The organism is Paenibacillus sp. NPDC058898 (genome assembly GCF_049316025.1).
Lineage (GTDB): Bacteria > Bacillota > Bacilli > Paenibacillales > Paenibacillaceae > Paenibacillus_AQ.
The window spans coordinates 1-17,469 of sequence record NZ_JBMOSM010000005.1 but is presented as its reverse complement, the minus strand read 5'-3'; the positions used below and the strand labels follow the sequence as shown (position 1 = coordinate 17,469).

The 17,469-nt window shown below is 48.9% G+C and carries 10 protein-coding genes and 1 rRNA gene; 10 read left to right on the top strand and 1 reads right to left on the bottom strand.

Annotated elements, in window-relative coordinates; translation table 11 throughout:
* Nucleotides 1–34: 34 nt before the first annotated feature.
* The 9 genes from ACOZB4_RS15035 to ACOZB4_RS14995 all read left to right on the top strand — a co-directional run bounded on the left by ACOZB4_RS15035 (nt 35) and on the right by ACOZB4_RS14995 (nt 15,423).
* Nucleotides 35–946 (top strand): glycosyltransferase family 2 protein, encoded by a 912-nt coding sequence (locus ACOZB4_RS15035; RefSeq protein ID WP_379414338.1) that lies wholly within the window; start codon nt 35–37, stop codon nt 944–946.
* Complete coding sequence (locus ACOZB4_RS15030; RefSeq protein ID WP_379414337.1) at nt 943–2,343, top strand: undecaprenyl-phosphate glucose phosphotransferase; 1,401 nt, start codon at nt 943–945, stop codon at nt 2,341–2,343. The genes ACOZB4_RS15035 and ACOZB4_RS15030 overlap by 4 nt, the downstream gene beginning before the upstream one ends.
* 445 nt (nt 2,344–2,788) lie before the next feature.
* On the top strand, nt 2,789–3,394 hold the full coding sequence (locus tag ACOZB4_RS15025) for a class I SAM-dependent methyltransferase (protein ID WP_379414336.1): 606 nt from the start codon (nt 2,789–2,791) through the stop codon (nt 3,392–3,394).
* A 129-nt stretch (nt 3,395–3,523) separates the two neighbouring features.
* The gene (locus ACOZB4_RS15020; RefSeq protein ID WP_379414335.1) at nt 3,524–4,396 is read left to right on the top strand and encodes a phosphatidylinositol-specific phospholipase C/glycerophosphodiester phosphodiesterase family protein; all 873 of its coding nucleotides are present in this window, start codon (nt 3,524–3,526) and stop codon (nt 4,394–4,396) included.
* Between the two features lie 430 nt (nt 4,397–4,826).
* Entirely contained in the window at nt 4,827–5,516 is a 690-nt protein-coding gene (locus ACOZB4_RS15015; RefSeq protein WP_379414334.1) for a heptaprenylglyceryl phosphate synthase, read from the top strand.
* 249 nt (nt 5,517–5,765) lie between these two features.
* Nucleotides 5,766–8,096, top strand: coding sequence for a DNA helicase PcrA (gene pcrA, locus ACOZB4_RS15010; RefSeq protein WP_379414333.1), 2,331 nt, complete (start codon nt 5,766–5,768; stop codon nt 8,094–8,096).
* A gap of 39 nt (nt 8,097–8,135) precedes the next feature.
* Nucleotides 8,136–10,151 carry an NAD-dependent DNA ligase LigA gene (gene ligA, locus ACOZB4_RS15005; RefSeq protein ID WP_379414332.1) on the top strand — a complete coding sequence of 672 codons (2,016 nt, stop codon included), beginning with the start codon at nt 8,136–8,138 and terminating at the stop codon, nt 10,149–10,151.
* Between the two features lie 362 nt (nt 10,152–10,513).
* Complete coding sequence (locus ACOZB4_RS15000; protein ID WP_379414331.1) at nt 10,514–15,064, top strand: S8 family serine peptidase; 4,551 nt, start codon at nt 10,514–10,516, stop codon at nt 15,062–15,064.
* Between the two features lie 161 nt (nt 15,065–15,225).
* Nucleotides 15,226–15,423, top strand: coding sequence for a hypothetical protein (locus tag ACOZB4_RS14995; protein WP_379414330.1), 198 nt, complete (start codon nt 15,226–15,228; stop codon nt 15,421–15,423).
* Nucleotides 15,424–15,482: 59 nt separating this feature from the next.
* Here the strand turns inward: ACOZB4_RS14995 and ACOZB4_RS14990 are convergent, their stop codons facing one another.
* Nucleotides 15,483–16,739 (bottom strand): MFS transporter, encoded by a 1,257-nt coding sequence (locus ACOZB4_RS14990; protein ID WP_076326485.1) that lies wholly within the window; start codon nt 16,737–16,739, stop codon nt 15,483–15,485.
* Nucleotides 16,740–17,233: 494 nt separating this feature from the next.
* On the opposite strand from ACOZB4_RS14990, the gene ACOZB4_RS14985 reads away from it, so the two are divergent.
* Nucleotides 17,234–17,469 (top strand): 16S ribosomal RNA (locus ACOZB4_RS14985); the annotation flags it as partial.

The following is a 17,469-nucleotide window of genomic DNA, read 5'->3' as shown; positions in this document are numbered from 1 at the left end:
ATAGATTACTATATTTGTCAGGAGACGTTATGCAATGGATTTAAGCATTTTAATCGTGAACTACAATACCTGTCAGCTGACGGTGGACTGTTTGCGATCTGTGTTTGCATCAGAGACGCAGTATACATATGAAGTCATTTTGATAGATAACAACTCGAAGGACGAGTCGGTTCAGACCATTCGGGAGTTATTTCCGCAGGTCAAGCTGATCCAGAACACGGAGAATACCGGCTTTGCTAAAGCCAACAATCAGGGGATGGAAGTGGCGGAAGGTCGCTATATGCTGCTGCTAAATTCCGACACGATTATCCAGCAGGATACGATCGAGACGATGGTCGCTTTTATGGACTATAATCCGATCATTGGTGCTTCTGGCTGTAAAATTGTCCTTCCGGACGGTTCGCTGGATAAGGCCTGCAAAAGAGGATTCCCAACACCTTCAGCTTCTTTTCATTATGCTTTTGGGCTCAGCAAGCTGTTCCCGAACAAGCCGGTGTTTAACCAGTATCAGCTGGGATATTTGAATCCGGACGTAGAGTATCCGGTGGATTGTTTGGTTGGTGCGTTCATGCTGGTACGCCGCGAGACGATCGAGCAGGTAGGCGGGCTGGACGAAACGTTTTTTATGTACGGGGAAGATATTGACTGGTGTTACCGCATCAAGCAGGCGGGATGGGGAATTCACTATTATCCCCGGACGACGATTATCCATTATAAAGGCGGTAGCGCTCGGCGTCGGCCGTTCAAGATCATTTATGAGTTCCATCGGGCGATGATTCTTTTTCATCGGAAGCATTACCGGCAGAAATATAACATATTCGTTAATGGAGCCGTGTATGCGGGCGTTGGTTTAAAATTGCTCCTGTCCCTGCTCACGAACCGGCTTAAGCCCATTCGTCCAGCAACCATAACGCAATCTTCAGGTGGAGTGGAGGTGAAATCATGATCCGTAAAAATCAGGGTTTCCTGACTAAATTATATATGATCACTGATTTTGCTTTTATCCAACTGGCATTCTTGTTTGCATGGTGGATCAAGTTTGAGAGCAGCTGGTTTCCGTACGAAGAACCGCTCCCTCTTGAAACCTATACTTTGTGGAGTCTAGTTTATGGTGCAGTAGCCTTGGCTGTTGGTATCATGATTTCCTTATACTCACCAAAGCGGAAAAAGCGCTTCGCCGACGAGTTCATGAAAATCTTTCAGACTCATCTTATCGGGATGTTCATTCTATTAAGTATCATGTTCTTTGTCAAAGAGGTGAATATCTCTCGTTGGTATCTTGCCATCTACATGATTCTAAACGTAGCCTTCATTATCCTATACCGTTATTTCCTAAAGAAATCCCTAAAACATTTTCGGGAAAAAGGCTACAATCGCCAATTCGTGCTCATCGTGGGTGCAGGTACGCTGGGCAAGAAATTTTTCAAAAATCTGAAGCAATACCCGGAGCTAGGGTATGAAGTCATCGGTTTCCTGGATGATTACCAGCAGTGGGACGAGATCGAAGCCAGACGGCTTAAACCCATTCTGGGTTCGGTCAGCGATCTGCATAAGGTGCTAAACGAAAAGCTCGTTGATGAGGTCGTACTAGCACTTCCGCTAAATGCGCACCACAAGTACCCAGAGATCATTGCCGCTTGTGAAAAAGCCGGTGTTCGGACGCTGATTATCCCGGACTTTTTCGATTACCTCCCGGCACGGCCGGTGTTTGATAACTTTGCGGGAATGCCGATGATCAACGTGCGCGATATCCCGCTGGATCTAGCGGCAAACCGGCTGTTCAAGCGAGCGTTTGATATTGTATTCGCCTTAGTGGCGATTATTCTGACCCTGCCGGTGATGATCGGGATTTACCTAGGGATTCGTTTGACTTCCCCAGGCCCTGTCATTTTCAAGCAGGAGCGTGTTGGGCTGAACCGCAGAAACTTTTATATGTATAAATTCCGCTCCATGAAGCCGCTCCCGGAGGGGGCATCGGATACGGGCTGGACCGTGGAAAATGATCCGCGCCGCACCAAGTTCGGCTCTTTTCTTCGGAAGACCAGTCTGGATGAGCTGCCTCAGTTCTTCAATGTCCTGTTTGGTCATATGAGCGTGGTAGGCCCTAGGCCGGAGCGACCTTATTATGTTGAACAGTTCAAAGAGGAAATTCCAAAGTACATGGTGAAACACCACGTACGCCCGGGCATCACGGGATGGGCGCAGAGCAACGGCCTGCGTGGGGATACTTCGATTGAGGAACGGATCAAACACGATATTTTCTACATTGAGAATTGGTCCATTCTGTTTGATATCAAAATCATTCTGCGCACGATCCGCAACGGATTCAAGAACGCATACTGATCATAATCGATGTTAACGTCATTTGGCATGAGCCAGATGGCGTTTTTTTGTTTGCGTACCTGTCCCAGACGTTTATATGCTCCCCAGGTCCCGACTCACGCAGAAAGATATCGAATGCTGTCGCTTCTTGTAAGGCTGTGGCGTATCAGAGAATTAATTTCGGACATTTGATCCATTCATCAAGCCAGAGACATGCATGTGCACCACATCGTACAATAGTCAATCGGATACATTTACAATATATAACTATAATACTATTATAATGAAATAAGAGACTCGTCAATGTCTTCAGTGGTCCATATGTAGGATCGTTAGTACGCAAGGATGATCCAATTCTTGATTTTCTTTGTGAGCACTAAGCTAATGTTTTTCAAATGACCTTGTTTTCATGTTGTCACTTCATTTGCCAGATGGGAGTTAACATTCAATATGGGGAGGAATCGAAATGGAACACGCCAAGGTTCAGGATTTCATTGAAAGTAATCAACAGCAATGGGACGAAGAGTATAGATCCAACATGTGGGATTATTTATCGGACATCACGGAATATGCCAGATACTCGGTCGTGTACGGTTACATAAGAAAGTTTATTGGGGACGAGGGCATTCTGGATATGGGATGCGGGGCCGGGATATTGTATGACATGCTCCTTGATGTTGAACAGTTGAATTACACGGGTGTCGACCTGTCCGAAGAAGCGATCAAAATCGCATCCAGCAAAACATCAAGGAACCTATTCCAGCGCGCGGACATCAATCATTATGTTCCTCATAAGCGTTACAACGTCATTGTGTTTAATGAGTCATTGCAGTACGTGCCCAACACCCCGAACAAACTGCTAGAATATGCGCGTTACCTGACCCCAGATGGCGTCATCATCTCTTCTCTATATTCACACAAGAACACCCAAGATTCTGATTATCTCATGGTAGAACATAAGATTAGCGAGATTGAAAGCTGCGGATTATTTGATATCGTGGATAAAGTCAGCGTGTTTAACCACAACGCGGGATTGAAATGGTATATTCATCTTTTGAAGGCCAAAAGCTAGTGATCAGCAGTATCCATAAAATCATTCCGTCATTTGGCAGCAGCCGAGTGGCGGTTTTTTGTTTGGCCCACCCTTCAACCGGGTATTTACTTAGCAACAGCGATGAACGATGCAAAGGGTGGGGATACCATGAAACGGATCGCAGCTGTCCTTCTATTATTTTCCGCCATTATGACACTGCTTCAGACTCATCTTGAGATGGATGAGGAAGAACCGCAAGGATTCGCGGCCTATCGCCTGATTGCGCACGCCATGGGGAGTATCGGTGAACAGCCCTATACAAACGCTTATGAAGCCATGGTCGTTAACTACGAGAAAGGCACTCGGGTATTCGAGATTGATTTGATGCTGACGGAGGACCGTAAAGTCGTCGCCAGGCATGAGTGGACGGAGAGCATGACACAGCAGCTAGGCCAGAAGGAAAAACTCCCGGACGATAAGCAGGCAGCCCGTCTGAGCCATGAGGAATTCATTAATACACCGATTTTGGAGCAATACCAACCGATGGATATTGAGGGGATCATGAATATGATGGAGCGTCACCCCGATATCTACATCGTGACAGACACGAAGGAGCAGGAGGATCAGGATATTCAATACCTGTTCACGGAGATTGTAAACGCTGCTAATGAGCGGGACCCGGAACTTCTGGATCGGGTGGTCATCCAAATTTATAATGAGCCCATGCTCGATATGGTTCTGGACATCTATCCGTTTGAGTCAATTATCTATACGCTGTATGCCACGCAGGATTCACCTGCCGAGATCACGGCTTTCGTGCAGGAGAACAACATTGACGCCGTTACCATGCCGGAGTACAAGGTCAGCCCGAATTTTGTAGCCAAGCTGAGGCAAGCGGGTGCCGTGACCTATGTCCACACCATTAATGACACCACGACCGTGAATAATTATGAAAAATGGGGCGTGTACGGCGTTTACTCGGACCTGCTGACAGAGCCCGAGCTGGAGCAGAAAAGTTTGAGATACACCATTAAAAAGTGACTGGCATAGGGTGTTTTACATGGCTTGCTTCATGTTGCAACGCCCGTCTAAGGAATAGGCTATTCTTCATATATAGTAATGCTGATCATCGAAGTCCGTTGTCTCAGAAGAGACGCGGGCTTTTTCATAATATGAGAAAGTATAAATTTCGAAGCATGGCCTCCTGATATCACAAGAAAACCACCATCTAAATGCGGTCTGGGGTGGTGACGTCGTGCGGTCTGGAATTGTACGTCGATAGACACTTGTCTTAGCGAAGTATCAGCCCAAATCCCTTTCCAGCGGCCCGGTTCGGATATCGACTGAACGGATAAATGACAATTACCAAAAAAATGTTCGTATTTTATGCGAACATAAATTGACTTGCTTACCGTGCTAGCATAGACTTATTTTAGTATAATAGTAACCCGTGAACGTGGAGGAATGACGCTTGAAAGAGATGATACAATCCTGGAGGCATGTGTTTAAGCTGGACCCCGACAAGGAGATCGATGACGAGACCCTTGATGTGGTATGTTTGTCAGGAACCGATGCCATTATGGTCGGAGGCTCAACCGGAGTCACTTATGAAAATACCGTGGATCTGCTGTCCCGAATTAGGCGTTACGAGCTGCCGTGCGTGCAGGAAGTATCCGATCTGGAAGCCGTTGTACCCGGATTTGATCTATATATGGTTCCGATGGTCATGAATACGCAGGATCCAACCTGGATCATGGGCCGGCATCGCGAAGGAATCGAACGCTACGGGTATATGATACCGTGGGATCTGGTTGTGACCGAAGGATATATCGTGTTGAACGAGAACGCCGCGGTGGCGAAGTTGACCGGAGCAGAGACTTCGATTGATGCGAGCGGAGCCGCTGCTTATGCGCAGATTGCGGACAAGCTGATGAATCTTCCGATTGTGTATTTGGAATACAGCGGCGCCTTTGGTGATATGGAAACTGTCCGCACAGTGCGCAGATCGCTGGATAACGCCCGTTTGTTCTACGGTGGCGGAATAACGAACGCCCAGCAAGCGTCGGAGGCAGCAGCTATCTCTGATACGATCGTTGTAGGCAACATTGTGTATGATCATCTGGAGCAGGCGCTCGAGACGGTTAAGGCCGTGAAGGGCTGACTGGTCTCGGTTATATGATCTGCTAAAAAATGTTGAGACGCTTTACGCTAACCTCAATTCTATAATAGTTACTTTTCCATCTAAGCAACGCAGAACTCACAGTGTCCTAGATACAGATACGTCGTAATCTATATTCATATTCATTCTCTTTTAATTTTATCTATCTGCTAGACCCTATCTCATTTTTCGATTATGATCGTTACCCAAGTTTCTCCCTTATCAAATCTACACCTATTAGGAGGCAATACTATGCATTCCATTGATATACACGACGCCGTCAGTCGTCTGAATCCACAGCAGCGTCAAGCCGTTGAAGCAACCGACGGACCGCTGCTCATTATGGCGGGTGCCGGCTCCGGTAAGACGCGGGTGCTGACGCACCGGATCGGTTACTTGATCGCCACTCGCAAAGCTGCACCATGGAGCATCCTTGCGATTACATTTACGAATAAAGCAGCCCGCGAGATGCAGGAGCGGGTATCCAAGCTGGTTGGCCGCGAAGGCCAGGACATCTGGGTATCGACGTTCCACTCGATGTGCGTGCGGATTTTGCGTAGAGACATTGAACGGATTGGTTTCACCTCGAATTTCAGTATTCTGGACTCGACGGATCAGCTGTCGGTTATTCGGAACGTAATGAAGCATCACAATATCGATACGAAGAAATTCGAGCCGAAGGCGATTCAAGCGGCCATGAGCGCCGCTAAGAATGAGCTGATTTCCCCGCAGCAGTATGAACAGAAAGCCGGAGACTATTTTGAATCCCTTGTAGCCAAGGTATATACCGAATACCAGAAGCGCTTGAAGAGCAACAATTCGCTTGATTTTGACGATCTGATCATGACCACGATTCAGCTGTTTAAGGAAGTGCCGGAGGTTCTCGATTTCTACCAGCGCAAATTCCAGTACATCCACGTGGATGAATATCAGGATACCAACCGGGCGCAGTACATGCTCTGCCGTATGCTGGCGGACAGCCATCACCGCATCTGCGTCGTCGGGGACAGCGATCAGTCGATCTACCGCTGGCGTGGCGCGGATATCACGAACATCCTGAATTTTGAGCAGGATTATCCCGAGGCGCGGACGATTCTGCTCGAGCAGAATTACCGTTCTACAGCGAACATTTTGAACGCTGCCAACAATGTTATTGGCCTGAACACTGGCCGCAAACCGAAGAATCTGTGGACCGAGCAAGGTGAAGGACCGAAGATTAAGGTGTTCCGCGGGGATACGGAGCATGATGAGGGGTATTTTGTTACCTCGGAAATTAGCAAGAGCATTAACGCCGGCAAGAGTTATCAGGACCACGCGATTCTGTATCGGACCAATGCGCAGTCCCGGGTGATCGAGGAAATTCTGATCAAGTCGGACATCCCGTACCAGATCGTCGGGGGCATCAAGTTCTATGATCGCAAAGAGATTAAGGACATGCTTGCTTACCTTCGCCTGATTTCCAACCCGGACGACGATATTAGTTTAACGCGGATCATTAATGTGCCAAAAAGAAGCATCGGCGACACAACCGTCGCGAAGCTGGCTGCTGCGGCCGCAGAGCGGGGCATCTCGATCTTCCGCGTTCTGGAAATCGTGGACGACCTCGGCTTCGCCGGACGGACGCGCAATGCGCTAGTGGGTTTCTACGACATGATTGCCGCGCTCAGCCGAATGGTCGAGTTTCTGTCGGTCACCGAGCTTACGGAAAAAATACTGGAGATGTCCGAGTACCGTCTCGAGCTGCAAAACGAGAATACGATCGAATCCAGATCCCGCCTTGAGAACATCGACGAGTTCCTGTCGGTTACGCAAGAGTTCGAGAAGAACAACGAGGATAAGTCGCTCATCTCCTTCCTCACGGATCTTGCCTTGATTGCGGACATCGACTCGATGAACGATGACGAAGAAGATCGCGACGATGCTGTCGTGCTCATGACCATGCACAGTGCCAAAGGCTTGGAGTTCCCGGTCGTATTCATCATCGGCATGGAGGAAGGGGTATTCCCGCACAGCCGTGCCTTTATGGATAACGAAGAGCTGGAAGAGGAGCGCCGGCTTGCTTATGTAGGGATCACGCGTGCGGAGAAGCAGTTATTCCTGTCCTGTGCGCGCATGCGTACGCTATTTGGCCGCACGACGGCGAACATGCCTTCGCGATTCCTGGAGGAGATTCCGGAAGAACTGAAGGAAGATACCCAGATGGCGCATGACCGATACCGCCGCGGCGGCGGTAGCAATGTGGGCGGATCTTATGCAGGACGCGGTTTCAGCGGTGGTGGAGGCAGCAACTTTGGCGGCGGCCGTACCAATGACCTCTCCCTTGGCGGATCGACCGCTTCCGCGCAAGCCGCACCGAAGAGCCGGGTGACCATGACAACCGGTGCGCCATCTCGTTCGGCAGCTTCTTCGGACAACGGCGATTTCAAAGCTGGTGACAAAGTAGCCCATGGCAAATGGGGAACCGGTACGATTGTAGCGGTCAAAGGTAGTGGCAACGACATGGAATTGCAGATTGCATTCCCGGCGCCTGTGGGTGTGAAACGTCTGCTTGCCGGCTTCGCGCCGATTACGAAGGTGGAATAAGGGATAGAACTTATATTATTGAAGGAGGATTGCCCCTGCATGGATTTCAAGGAAAAGATGGAGAAGCTCATTGCGGAGCTGAACAATTACAATTACCATTACTACACGCTGGATCAGCCGCTTGTAAGCGACAAGGAGTATGACGCCCTGTACGACCAGCTGGTAGCGTTGGAGGCAGAGACCGGAGTGACGCTTCCGGATTCTCCGACCCAGCGGGTGGGTGGGGAGATTCTGAAAGGTTTTGCCCCGCATCGCCATTTGGCTCCGTTATGGAGCCTTGATAAGGCTCAGAACATCGAGCAGCTCCGTACCTGGCACGATCGCGTCGTCAGGCTGGTCAATGACTACAATACGAAGAATCCCGGCAATCCTCTCAAGGCGCCTTGTTATGCACTGGAGCTGAAGTTTGACGGGTTGACGCTGAATCTGACCTATCAGGATGGTAAGCTGGTTCAGGCGTCGACACGGGGCAACGGTGTGGTTGGCGAAGGCATTTTGGCTCAGGTGAAGACCATCAAGTCGGTGCCGATGACGATCCCGTATACAGAAGGCACGATTGAAGTACAGGGCGAAGGCATCATGAACCTGTCCGTGCTGGACAAATACAATCAAACCGCGGCTGAGCCTCTCAAAAACGCGCGTAATGCCGCAGCAGGGGCACTCCGCAATCTTAATCCGAAGGTGACGGCCGAGCGTAAGCTGAACGCCTACTTCTATAATGTAGGTTATTCGGATGGAATCACCTTTGCCGATCACATGGAAATGATGGATTTCCTACGAGAGAACCGACTCAAGGTCAATCCGTACATTTTCTATTTTGAGCAGTTTGATGACGTGATGGAGCAATTGGCCGATATCGAGAAACGCCGTTCCGAGCTCGATTATCTCATCGACGGAGCGGTGGTGAAGGTGACTGATTTCCGCATCCGCGAGGCTCTTGGATATACCGACAAGTTCCCGCGCTGGGCAGTCGCTTACAAATTCGAAGCGGAAGAAACCACGACCGTGCTGCAGTCGGTAAGCTGGAATGTGGGGCGGACCGGAAAAATCACACCATTAGCGCGTGTAGAGCCTGTTGAGCTTGCTGGAGTCACCGTGCAAAATTGTACGCTGAACAATATCGGAGATATTGAGCGCAAGAACCTTAAGTTCGCGCTGGGCTCCCGTGTCTTTATTCGCCGTTCGAATGACGTCATTCCCGAGATTCTCGGCAAAGTAACGGAGGAGCAGGATGGGGAAGAGATATTGTTCCCGGAACAGTGTCCATCCTGCGGATTTCCGCTGGAGCAGCGCGGCGCCCATCTTTTCTGCAATAACAAGACAGGGTGCAAGCCGCAAATTGTAGCCCGCATCACGCATTTTGCTTCCAGGGATGCCATGGACATTGAAACGTTCAGCGACAAGACCGCGATCCAGTTATACGACGAACTGGGTGTGCGGGAACCGGCTGATCTTTATACGTTATCTTTTGACAGTTTGCTGAAGCTCGAGCGCTTCGGTGAGAAAAAAGCCCAGAATCTGCTGGATGCCATCGAGAAGAGCAAGGAGCGGGATCTCGCATCATTCCTCTTTGCACTGGGTATACCGAATACCGGCAAATCCACAACCAAAATGCTGGCCGATCATTACCGTGATCTGGATCGTGTGATGGCAGCGACTGCAGAAGAGCTGGTCGAGCTGCCGGACGTAGGCGGCATCGTGGCCGAAAGTATCGCTGGATACTTCGCGGATCCGTTTGCGCAAGCGAGCATTCAGAAAATGCTCTCACTGGGTGTCCAGGCGAAAGCACCGGAAGCACCGAAGCCGGTCAGCACCGATTCTTACTTCAGCGGCAAAACGGTCGTGCTGACAGGCACCCTCCATCTGCTGACCCGCGAAGAGGCAACCGAACGCTTGGAAGCACTCGGTGCCAAAGTCACCGGCAGTGTGTCCAAGAAAACCAACCTCCTCATTGCAGGCGAAAAAGCCGGCAGCAAGCTGACCAAAGCCCAGCAGCTCGGCATCGACATCCTGGAGGATGAAGAAGAGTTTGTGCGGTTGCTGAACGAATCATAGGATCGACTGGATATATCTTGCAGAATCAGTTACACCCCTTAGAAACCGAGGCTATTTCATAGTCTCGGTTTTTCTTTTTCCTCGATTTCATTTCTCCCCCCTTACCTCCTATGTAAGCCTTAATTCCCTTGAATTTATGATGTTTCCTGGCATTCGTCAAAACCTCCTATACAATCGACTGGATTTAACAAAAACATACAGAAAAGGATGAAGGAATCTAATTTCAGATTCTCGAATAATTTACCACGGGTCAGTCTTATGCGGAAAGGAGTGGATACCATCGATAGGCAGCACAGTTATGCTGATGACATCCCAGACCCTGAATTGATTGAGAAATCTAATTTTTTGGGAGGGGCAAAGCCTTGAGTAAAAAGTTATGGTCCGCACTACTAAGTTTTATATTGATGCTATCATTGATTGCACCAGCGGCTGGGGCCGCTCCGGCAGAACGGCAGATCGAACAGGGCAATCAGCTCAGTGCCGATGAAGCAAGGCAGTTAAAGGATATTCTAAAACAGAGAGCTAAGCTAGCGGAGTTTCCCAAGCTTGATCAAAGTCTACAGAAGTCTGCTGGGGGTCCAACAAGAGTCATCGTAGAGTTATCTACTGAGCCAGTGGCTTTGGCAAAAGGCCTATCCTCCATTCAGGGCCAATCTTTTAGTTCTTCGGCAGAGGCGAAGGTCGAAGCCCAGGTCCAATTGGAGCAGCGGACTTTTATTCGCAGCCTGAACACGAAGAATATATCACACGAAATTTCGAACCAATACAGTTACGCATTCAATGGGGTGTCAATGGAGATCGATGGCAGCAAGGTTGAAGCGCTGCTTGATATTCCAGGCGTTTTAGGCGTTTATCCCGATCTGGAGGTAACGGTTGGACCGAAGGGCGAAGTGAATCCATATATGAAAGATACGGGGCCATTCATCGGTGCTCCGGAAGTATGGGATCTCGGATATACAGGTAAAGGCATTAAAGTCGGCGTTATTGATACAGGTATTGATTATGCTCACCCTGTCCTGAAAGATGCTTATAAGGGCGGATATGACTTCGTTGACAATGATAATGATCCATATGAGACTACTCCAGTCGACTGGGAGAACGATCCTTCCAATCCCCCGCAGGTCGATGACAGGGGGAATACGTACTGGACAGATCATGGAACGCACGTAGCAGGTACGATCGGAGCCCGCGATGCTGGCGAATATGGAGTCGTGGGTATTGCACCCGAAGCGGATATCTATGCTTACCGCGTTCTTGGGCCGTACGGAAGCGGTAATTCCAGCTGGGTACTGGGAGGTATTGACCGTTCCGTTCAGGATGGGATGGATGTAATCAACCTCTCGCTTGGTAATTCCCGCAATGACCCGGATTATGTAACATCCGTAGCACTCAACAATGCTGCGCTGGCTGGTGTCACGCCAGTCGTTGCAAGCGGAAATACAGGACCAAACCGCTGGACGGTTGGATCGCCGGGGGCGGCGGCTTTTCCGATAACGGTAGGAAACTCTACAGGTCCAAGTGACGAAATTGCGGCAACATCGCACTTTTTCACGGATACGGAATTGCCAGGTGAGCCAATTAATAACAAGGAGGGTCCGTTGGAGCTTGGAGAAGGACCATCACCATCTGTCACACCTGAAAAGCAGACGGATGTAGGAGCAAAGGCAGATGAAGCATCTGGGCCAACATCGACTGAAGATGCCGCACCAATCGATAAATCTGCCCAGGCAGCAATGACTGATGACACGGTCGCTATGGATGAAACTGCACCATCCGTCGATACGGAGCAGGATGCCAATCCAGTTCAATCGGGAGATGGCGCAGAAGAGGAGTCGGTCACGGATGAAGCGCCTGTTGAATCTGTCAAGGATGTAGAAGTGCCTCCGGCAGACGATGTCACTCCGATTACTGTGGTAGATGCTACGTATAAGCTTGAATTAATGGCTTGGAACCTGGCTGAGGACCCAGAATTCGTCCTTGATGGAGATTTTGAACTGGTTTATGCGGATCTGGGTAAGCCAGAGGACTTCGCAGATAAAGACGTAACAGGTAAAATTGCTTTGATTAAACGCGGCGAACTCGCCTTTGTCGATAAAATTGCCAACGCGAAAGCAGCGGGCGCGACGGGTGTCATCGTATTCAACCAGAACCCTGGTCCGATCGGCGTTTTGCTTGGAGACAGTTTTGCCTTCATTCCAACCTTTAGTATGAGCAAAGAAGACGGCGAATATATTAAATCGCTGCTCGAGGCCAACCCGGACCTGAAAGTGAATTTCACGGATTTTATTAAAAACCGAACCGCAGGCGATGAGATTAATGATTCCAGCTCCAGAGGCCCGGCTAAAAAGACGCTTGACATCAAGCCTGACGTGGTAGCACCAGGAACAAGCATTTTGTCATCCGTTCCGGCATACGGGAAGGACATTGCAGATGCAGATTACAGTCAGTCCTATGATCGTTTAACAGGTACTAGTATGGCATCCCCGCATGTGGCAGGGCTTGCAGCTCTCATTTTGGAGAAACACAACGATTGGACTCCATTCGATGTCAAAGTCGCACTGATGAACAATGCCAAAGTACTGAATACCGAGTCTTACGACGTAACGGATCAAGGGGCCGGGCGCGTACAAGCACTCAATACGATCCAGGCAGAGGCTCTGGTGAAGGTTCTGGACAAAACTTCTTATCAGGAGAACGGAACAAGTAAAGAGCAGGATAATATTACGGGAAGCATTAACTTCGGTAATTTTACAGGAGCGACCGCACAAACTGTTCAGAAGAAAATAAAAGTTGAGCAGATTGGTGACATTGGTGGTCAGTTTGAGGTTGAGGTTAGTACAACTCAATCTACCCCTGGAGTAGCTGTTACGGTGGATCAACCTTCTTTTGATTTAAGTGGCGAGAAAGAACTGGTTGTAACGCTTCAAGTTCCGGCAGGTGTATCCGGGGTTTCAGAGCAGCAGGGGTATATTATTTTCAAAAATGATACTCGTACTTACTCTGTACCCTATGTAGCTTACTTTAATCTGGAAATGACCGGTGTCAAATATACCAAGGTTTACAGTGAGACCGAGAACTATCTGGCGCATTTCCCTCTGAACGAACAAGGAGAGCTGGGTGAACTGAGTGTAGGTTTTGAATTCTATAATCCTATGGGAATCGTCATCGTAGATTTGTATGATAGCCTTCACCCAGAATCAGGACCAGATCAAGATGGAGTGATTGGGCAAATTTTTGGTACGGATGAGTATCTCTTTAATGCTAATACGGAATATACACTCGACTGGGATGGGGAGTACCACAACTATTCATCCAAGGAAATAGAAGAGGTCAAAGACGGCTTGTACTCGGTTGAGCTTCTCTCTCTCGGCACTAATGGGAATATTTATTCTGATTACGCCACAATTCCTTTCTTCGTGAAGAGAACGGCACCAGAGATCAAAACCGAGCTTGATGTCAAAATCTCCGGCAAGAACAATCCCGCATTAACCGGCACGGTCGATGACCTCTATGTAACGGCTGCTCCAGCAATGTGGGATGAATGGACGATTGATTTTGACGTCAGCGAATGGCTGGATGCCACTTATGTGATTAAAAGAGCCAATAAAACGGTAGCGAAGGAAGGCCGTTTTGATGTCGAACAGGATGGTGCCTTTAACATTGCCTTAGACGGCTTGTCTTCAGGCAACTATACTGTCGAACTTTCCGTCAAAGACCATCAAGGACTTCAAGGAAAGGCTTCCGTATCTTTGCAGCTGACGGGCGCGCCCGGACCAGGCAACCCTGATCCAGGTAACCCGGGTGGCGGATCCGGCGGCGGAGGTGGAGGAGGATCGTCCTCCGGTGGCGGTTCCACAGGGACTCCGTCCACTCCGGCTCCTGAAGTATCAGGTGATGCCAAAGTAACCACGAAGAAAAATGCGGATGGTACCGAGTCTGCAACGGCCGCTCTGTCGGAAGCAGCGGTTACAGCAGGAATTGCCGGAGACGGTAAAGAAGTGAAGCTGGATGTATCGAAGCTGGATTTCAGCAAATATAGCGATGTAGCCCTTACCCTCGGTAAGGCTACCGTGGATAAACTGAAAGCATCCGGCAAACCGCTTGTTATTGCAGGTAACGGATTTAGCCTGACGGTTCCTGCTGATGCCTTGGATGATTTCACAACGAGCAGCGGATTCAGCTTAGCGGTTTCCGTAGCTGCAAGCAAAGAGGGAGCCGCGGGCAGCTTGAACGCTGTATCCCCGATCATTTCGGTCAAACACGGGGACAAGTTTAAACATCCGCTTTTGCTGACGTTGAACTATGACCCAACAAAAGTGAAGGATGCGCGCAAGGTAGGTGCCTACGTGCAGACGGAAAAAGGAGACCTGCAATCCGCAGGATTGCTGCAATCGGCTGCGCGTGGATCGATCACGTTCCGTGTTAACGTACCAGGATCTTATGTGGCTGCCGAGAATAACGTGACCTTTAACGACATCGTCAGCCACTGGGCTAAGGATGAGATAGAGGTTGCTGCCTCGCAGCATATCACGAACGGTACAGGTGCAGGTCGCTTCTCTCCAAACAATGCGGTGACCCGTGCCGAATTTGCTACACTGCTTGATCGTATTTTCGAGACAGGCATCGATTGGGAAACACGCAGCAAAGAAGCGGGAGCGAAGACTCCGCTGACCCGTGAAGACATGGTAGTCATGATTGCGGAAGCGTTGAAGATTGATTCCGACGCAGGCACCTTGTCATTCAACGATACGAATCTGATTTCGGAGGATGCACGTGCGGCCGTAGCTTTTGCTGTGAACGAGGGTCTGGTGAAGGGAGTGAACGGCAACCGCTTCGCACCGGGTGAAACTTCCACTCGGGCTCAGGTATCCGTGATTGTGTACCGTTTGCTTGATTATCTGAACAAGATCTAAATTCGACAGGGTCGAATTTCACTTATAAGAAGGGTTTAAAGCAATGGGGAGTTGTCCATGGTTTTTCTTAAACCAGGATAGCTCCCTTTTTATTGATGAGATAAATATTTTGATTTTTAATTTACCGGATGTGCTATATTTTTGGCAGAGAGGTGGTAGTGATGAAGAATAAAAAATGGTTAGGTTATATCCCCATATTGATCTTACCGTTGTTTCTTATCATTTTGGTATTAAAAGGCTTGATTCAGTCCAACGGGGGAACGGAAGGTCTCCGCTTAACGATCGAGTGGCTGACGAAGTACGTGCTTCCATGGATATTCCTATACTGGTTTATCAAACTCGTTAGAAAAATAAAATAAAAAAACACTCACCAGATGCACGCAAAGTGCGACCGCTGAGTGTCTTTTTTATATGTCGATTAATCTCTCGCCCACTGGTCCAGCTTGTCATCACCGGGAAGAAGCAGGGCAAGCAGACCAAGCAGTGGCAGGAAGCCGATGGCGATCATGACATTGCCGATTCCCCAAGCATCCCCGAGATTACCGAGCACAAGCGAACCGATCCCGCCCATGCCAAAAGCAAACCCGGTGATCAGCCCGGATACCGTACCGATATTGCCAGGATGCAGCAGTTGGGCATATACAACGGTAACCGAGAAACTGGATAATAGGACAAATCCGCCGATGAGCAGCAATACAGCCGCCCAGAATGGCGAGGCGAACGGCAGAATCAACGCAATGGGTGCCGTACCGATCATGGAGAGCATGATCATATTGCGGCGGCCAAAGCGGTCGGCCAGTGGACCGCCGAAGAAGGTGCCCACAGCTCCGGAAGCGAGAAACAGAAAAATATAGATCTGAGCATTATCAATCGTGATCTTGTATGCATCCATGAGGTAGAAGGCATAATAGCTGCTAATGGCTGCGCCATACCAGGAGCGGATAAACACGAGAATGACGAGCACCAGCGTTGCATTGCGTACGCTCTTGCGGCGGGCGGGGTCGAGCATGCGCCCGGCAGCTTTCTTTTTAAATGTGTAACCAGCCTTCAGCATACCGTGATACCAATGGGCAACATAGGATTGCACGATGATACCAGCCGCAGCAACGAAGGTAAAACCGATCGCGCCAAACTGTCCGAATGGTACGAAAATGTATCTTGTCAGGAGCGGAGCAAGTGACTGTCCGGCATTGCCCCCTACTTGAAAGATCGATTGGGATAACCCTTTTCGCATACCTGCAGCCATATGAGCGACCCGCATTCCCTCAGGGTGGAAGGTCGCCGAGCCTAATCCGATCAGAACGACCGCGAATAGAACCAGGAGATATGTATGTGCATATGCAAGAATAAATACGCCTGCAAACGTGAAACACATACCGATCGGAAGCAGAATCGGTGTCGGCCTTCGATCCGCGGCGTATCCGATAACCGGCTGAATGATAGATGATGTGAAGTTGATAGCAAAGGAGATCCAACCGATCTGAGTAAAGGTAAGCAGCAGATTATCCTTTAATATAGGAAAGATAGCAGGGATCACGGACTGAATCGAATCATTAAACAAATGTACGAAACTGATGGCGATCAGAATTTTATATACGGTGGCTTGATGTGCTTCTCCGTGAGCAGGACTGGGAGTATCTTTGGGCTTTTGGAGAGCGATGCTTTTGTCTGCCATTCGGCGAACTCCTTTCTTATTAGATGTAGTCGGGCTTTAAAAAAGCGATGAACTAACCTTAAAACCTTTTTTATAGGAAATCAATTACATTTCGAGATGATACTTCGTGAATTTGAGGTCCATGATGAAGCACATTTATGAAGAGGCCACCGACAGACTGGGTTACATATCGATCTCTATAAGGTATAAATCATGATAGGATCGATGTTATGCGAAACTTTACATATTTTCTTATAAAAATGCTTGCTATATCTTTTGTATCATGGTATATTACTGACTGTCGCTTTTGACGGAATCTTTTGAAGCTTGTCGAACGGCGTCGAAAAAAAGTGTTGACATCAAGTTAAATACTTGATAAGATATAAACCTGCGCTGCTGATTGAAGATGATCGGCAAAGCAGCCAACAAGTTCCTTGAAAACTGAACAAATGGATCACGTCAATGTAATACAAGCAAACGTTAATACGTTAGCTTTGAAATGAGCAAGTCAAACTTTATTGGAGAGTTTGATCCTGGCTCAGGACGAACGCTGGCGGCGTGCCTAATACATGCAAGTCGAGCGGACTTGATGGAGTGCTTGCACTCCTGAGAGTTAGCGGCGGACGGGTGAGTAACACGTAGGCAACCTGCCCTCGAGACTGGGATAACTACCGGAAACGGTAGCTAATACCGGATGATTTATTTCACAGCATTGTGGAATAATGAAAGACGGAGCAATCTGTCACTTGGG

Bases quoted from the DNA above. Each gene is read 5' to 3' on its own strand.
- ACOZB4_RS15035 (WP_379414338.1), top strand. From the start codon at position 35: ATGGATTTAAGCATTTTAATCGTGAACTACAATACCTGTCAGCTGACG.
- ACOZB4_RS15030 (WP_379414337.1), top strand. From the start codon at position 943: ATGATCCGTAAAAATCAGGGTTTCCTGACTAAATTATATATGATCACT.
- ACOZB4_RS15025 (WP_379414336.1), top strand. From the start codon at position 2,789: ATGGAACACGCCAAGGTTCAGGATTTCATTGAAAGTAATCAACAGCAA.
- ACOZB4_RS15020 (WP_379414335.1), top strand. From the start codon at position 3,524: ATGAAACGGATCGCAGCTGTCCTTCTATTATTTTCCGCCATTATGACA.
- pcrA (WP_379414333.1), top strand. From the start codon at position 5,766: ATGCATTCCATTGATATACACGACGCCGTCAGTCGTCTGAATCCACAG.
- ligA (WP_379414332.1), top strand. From the start codon at position 8,136: ATGGATTTCAAGGAAAAGATGGAGAAGCTCATTGCGGAGCTGAACAAT.
- ACOZB4_RS14995 (WP_379414330.1), top strand. From the start codon at position 15,226: ATGAAGAATAAAAAATGGTTAGGTTATATCCCCATATTGATCTTACCG.
- ACOZB4_RS14990 (WP_076326485.1), bottom strand. From the start codon at position 16,739: ATGGCAGACAAAAGCATCGCTCTCCAAAAGCCCAAAGATACTCCCAGT.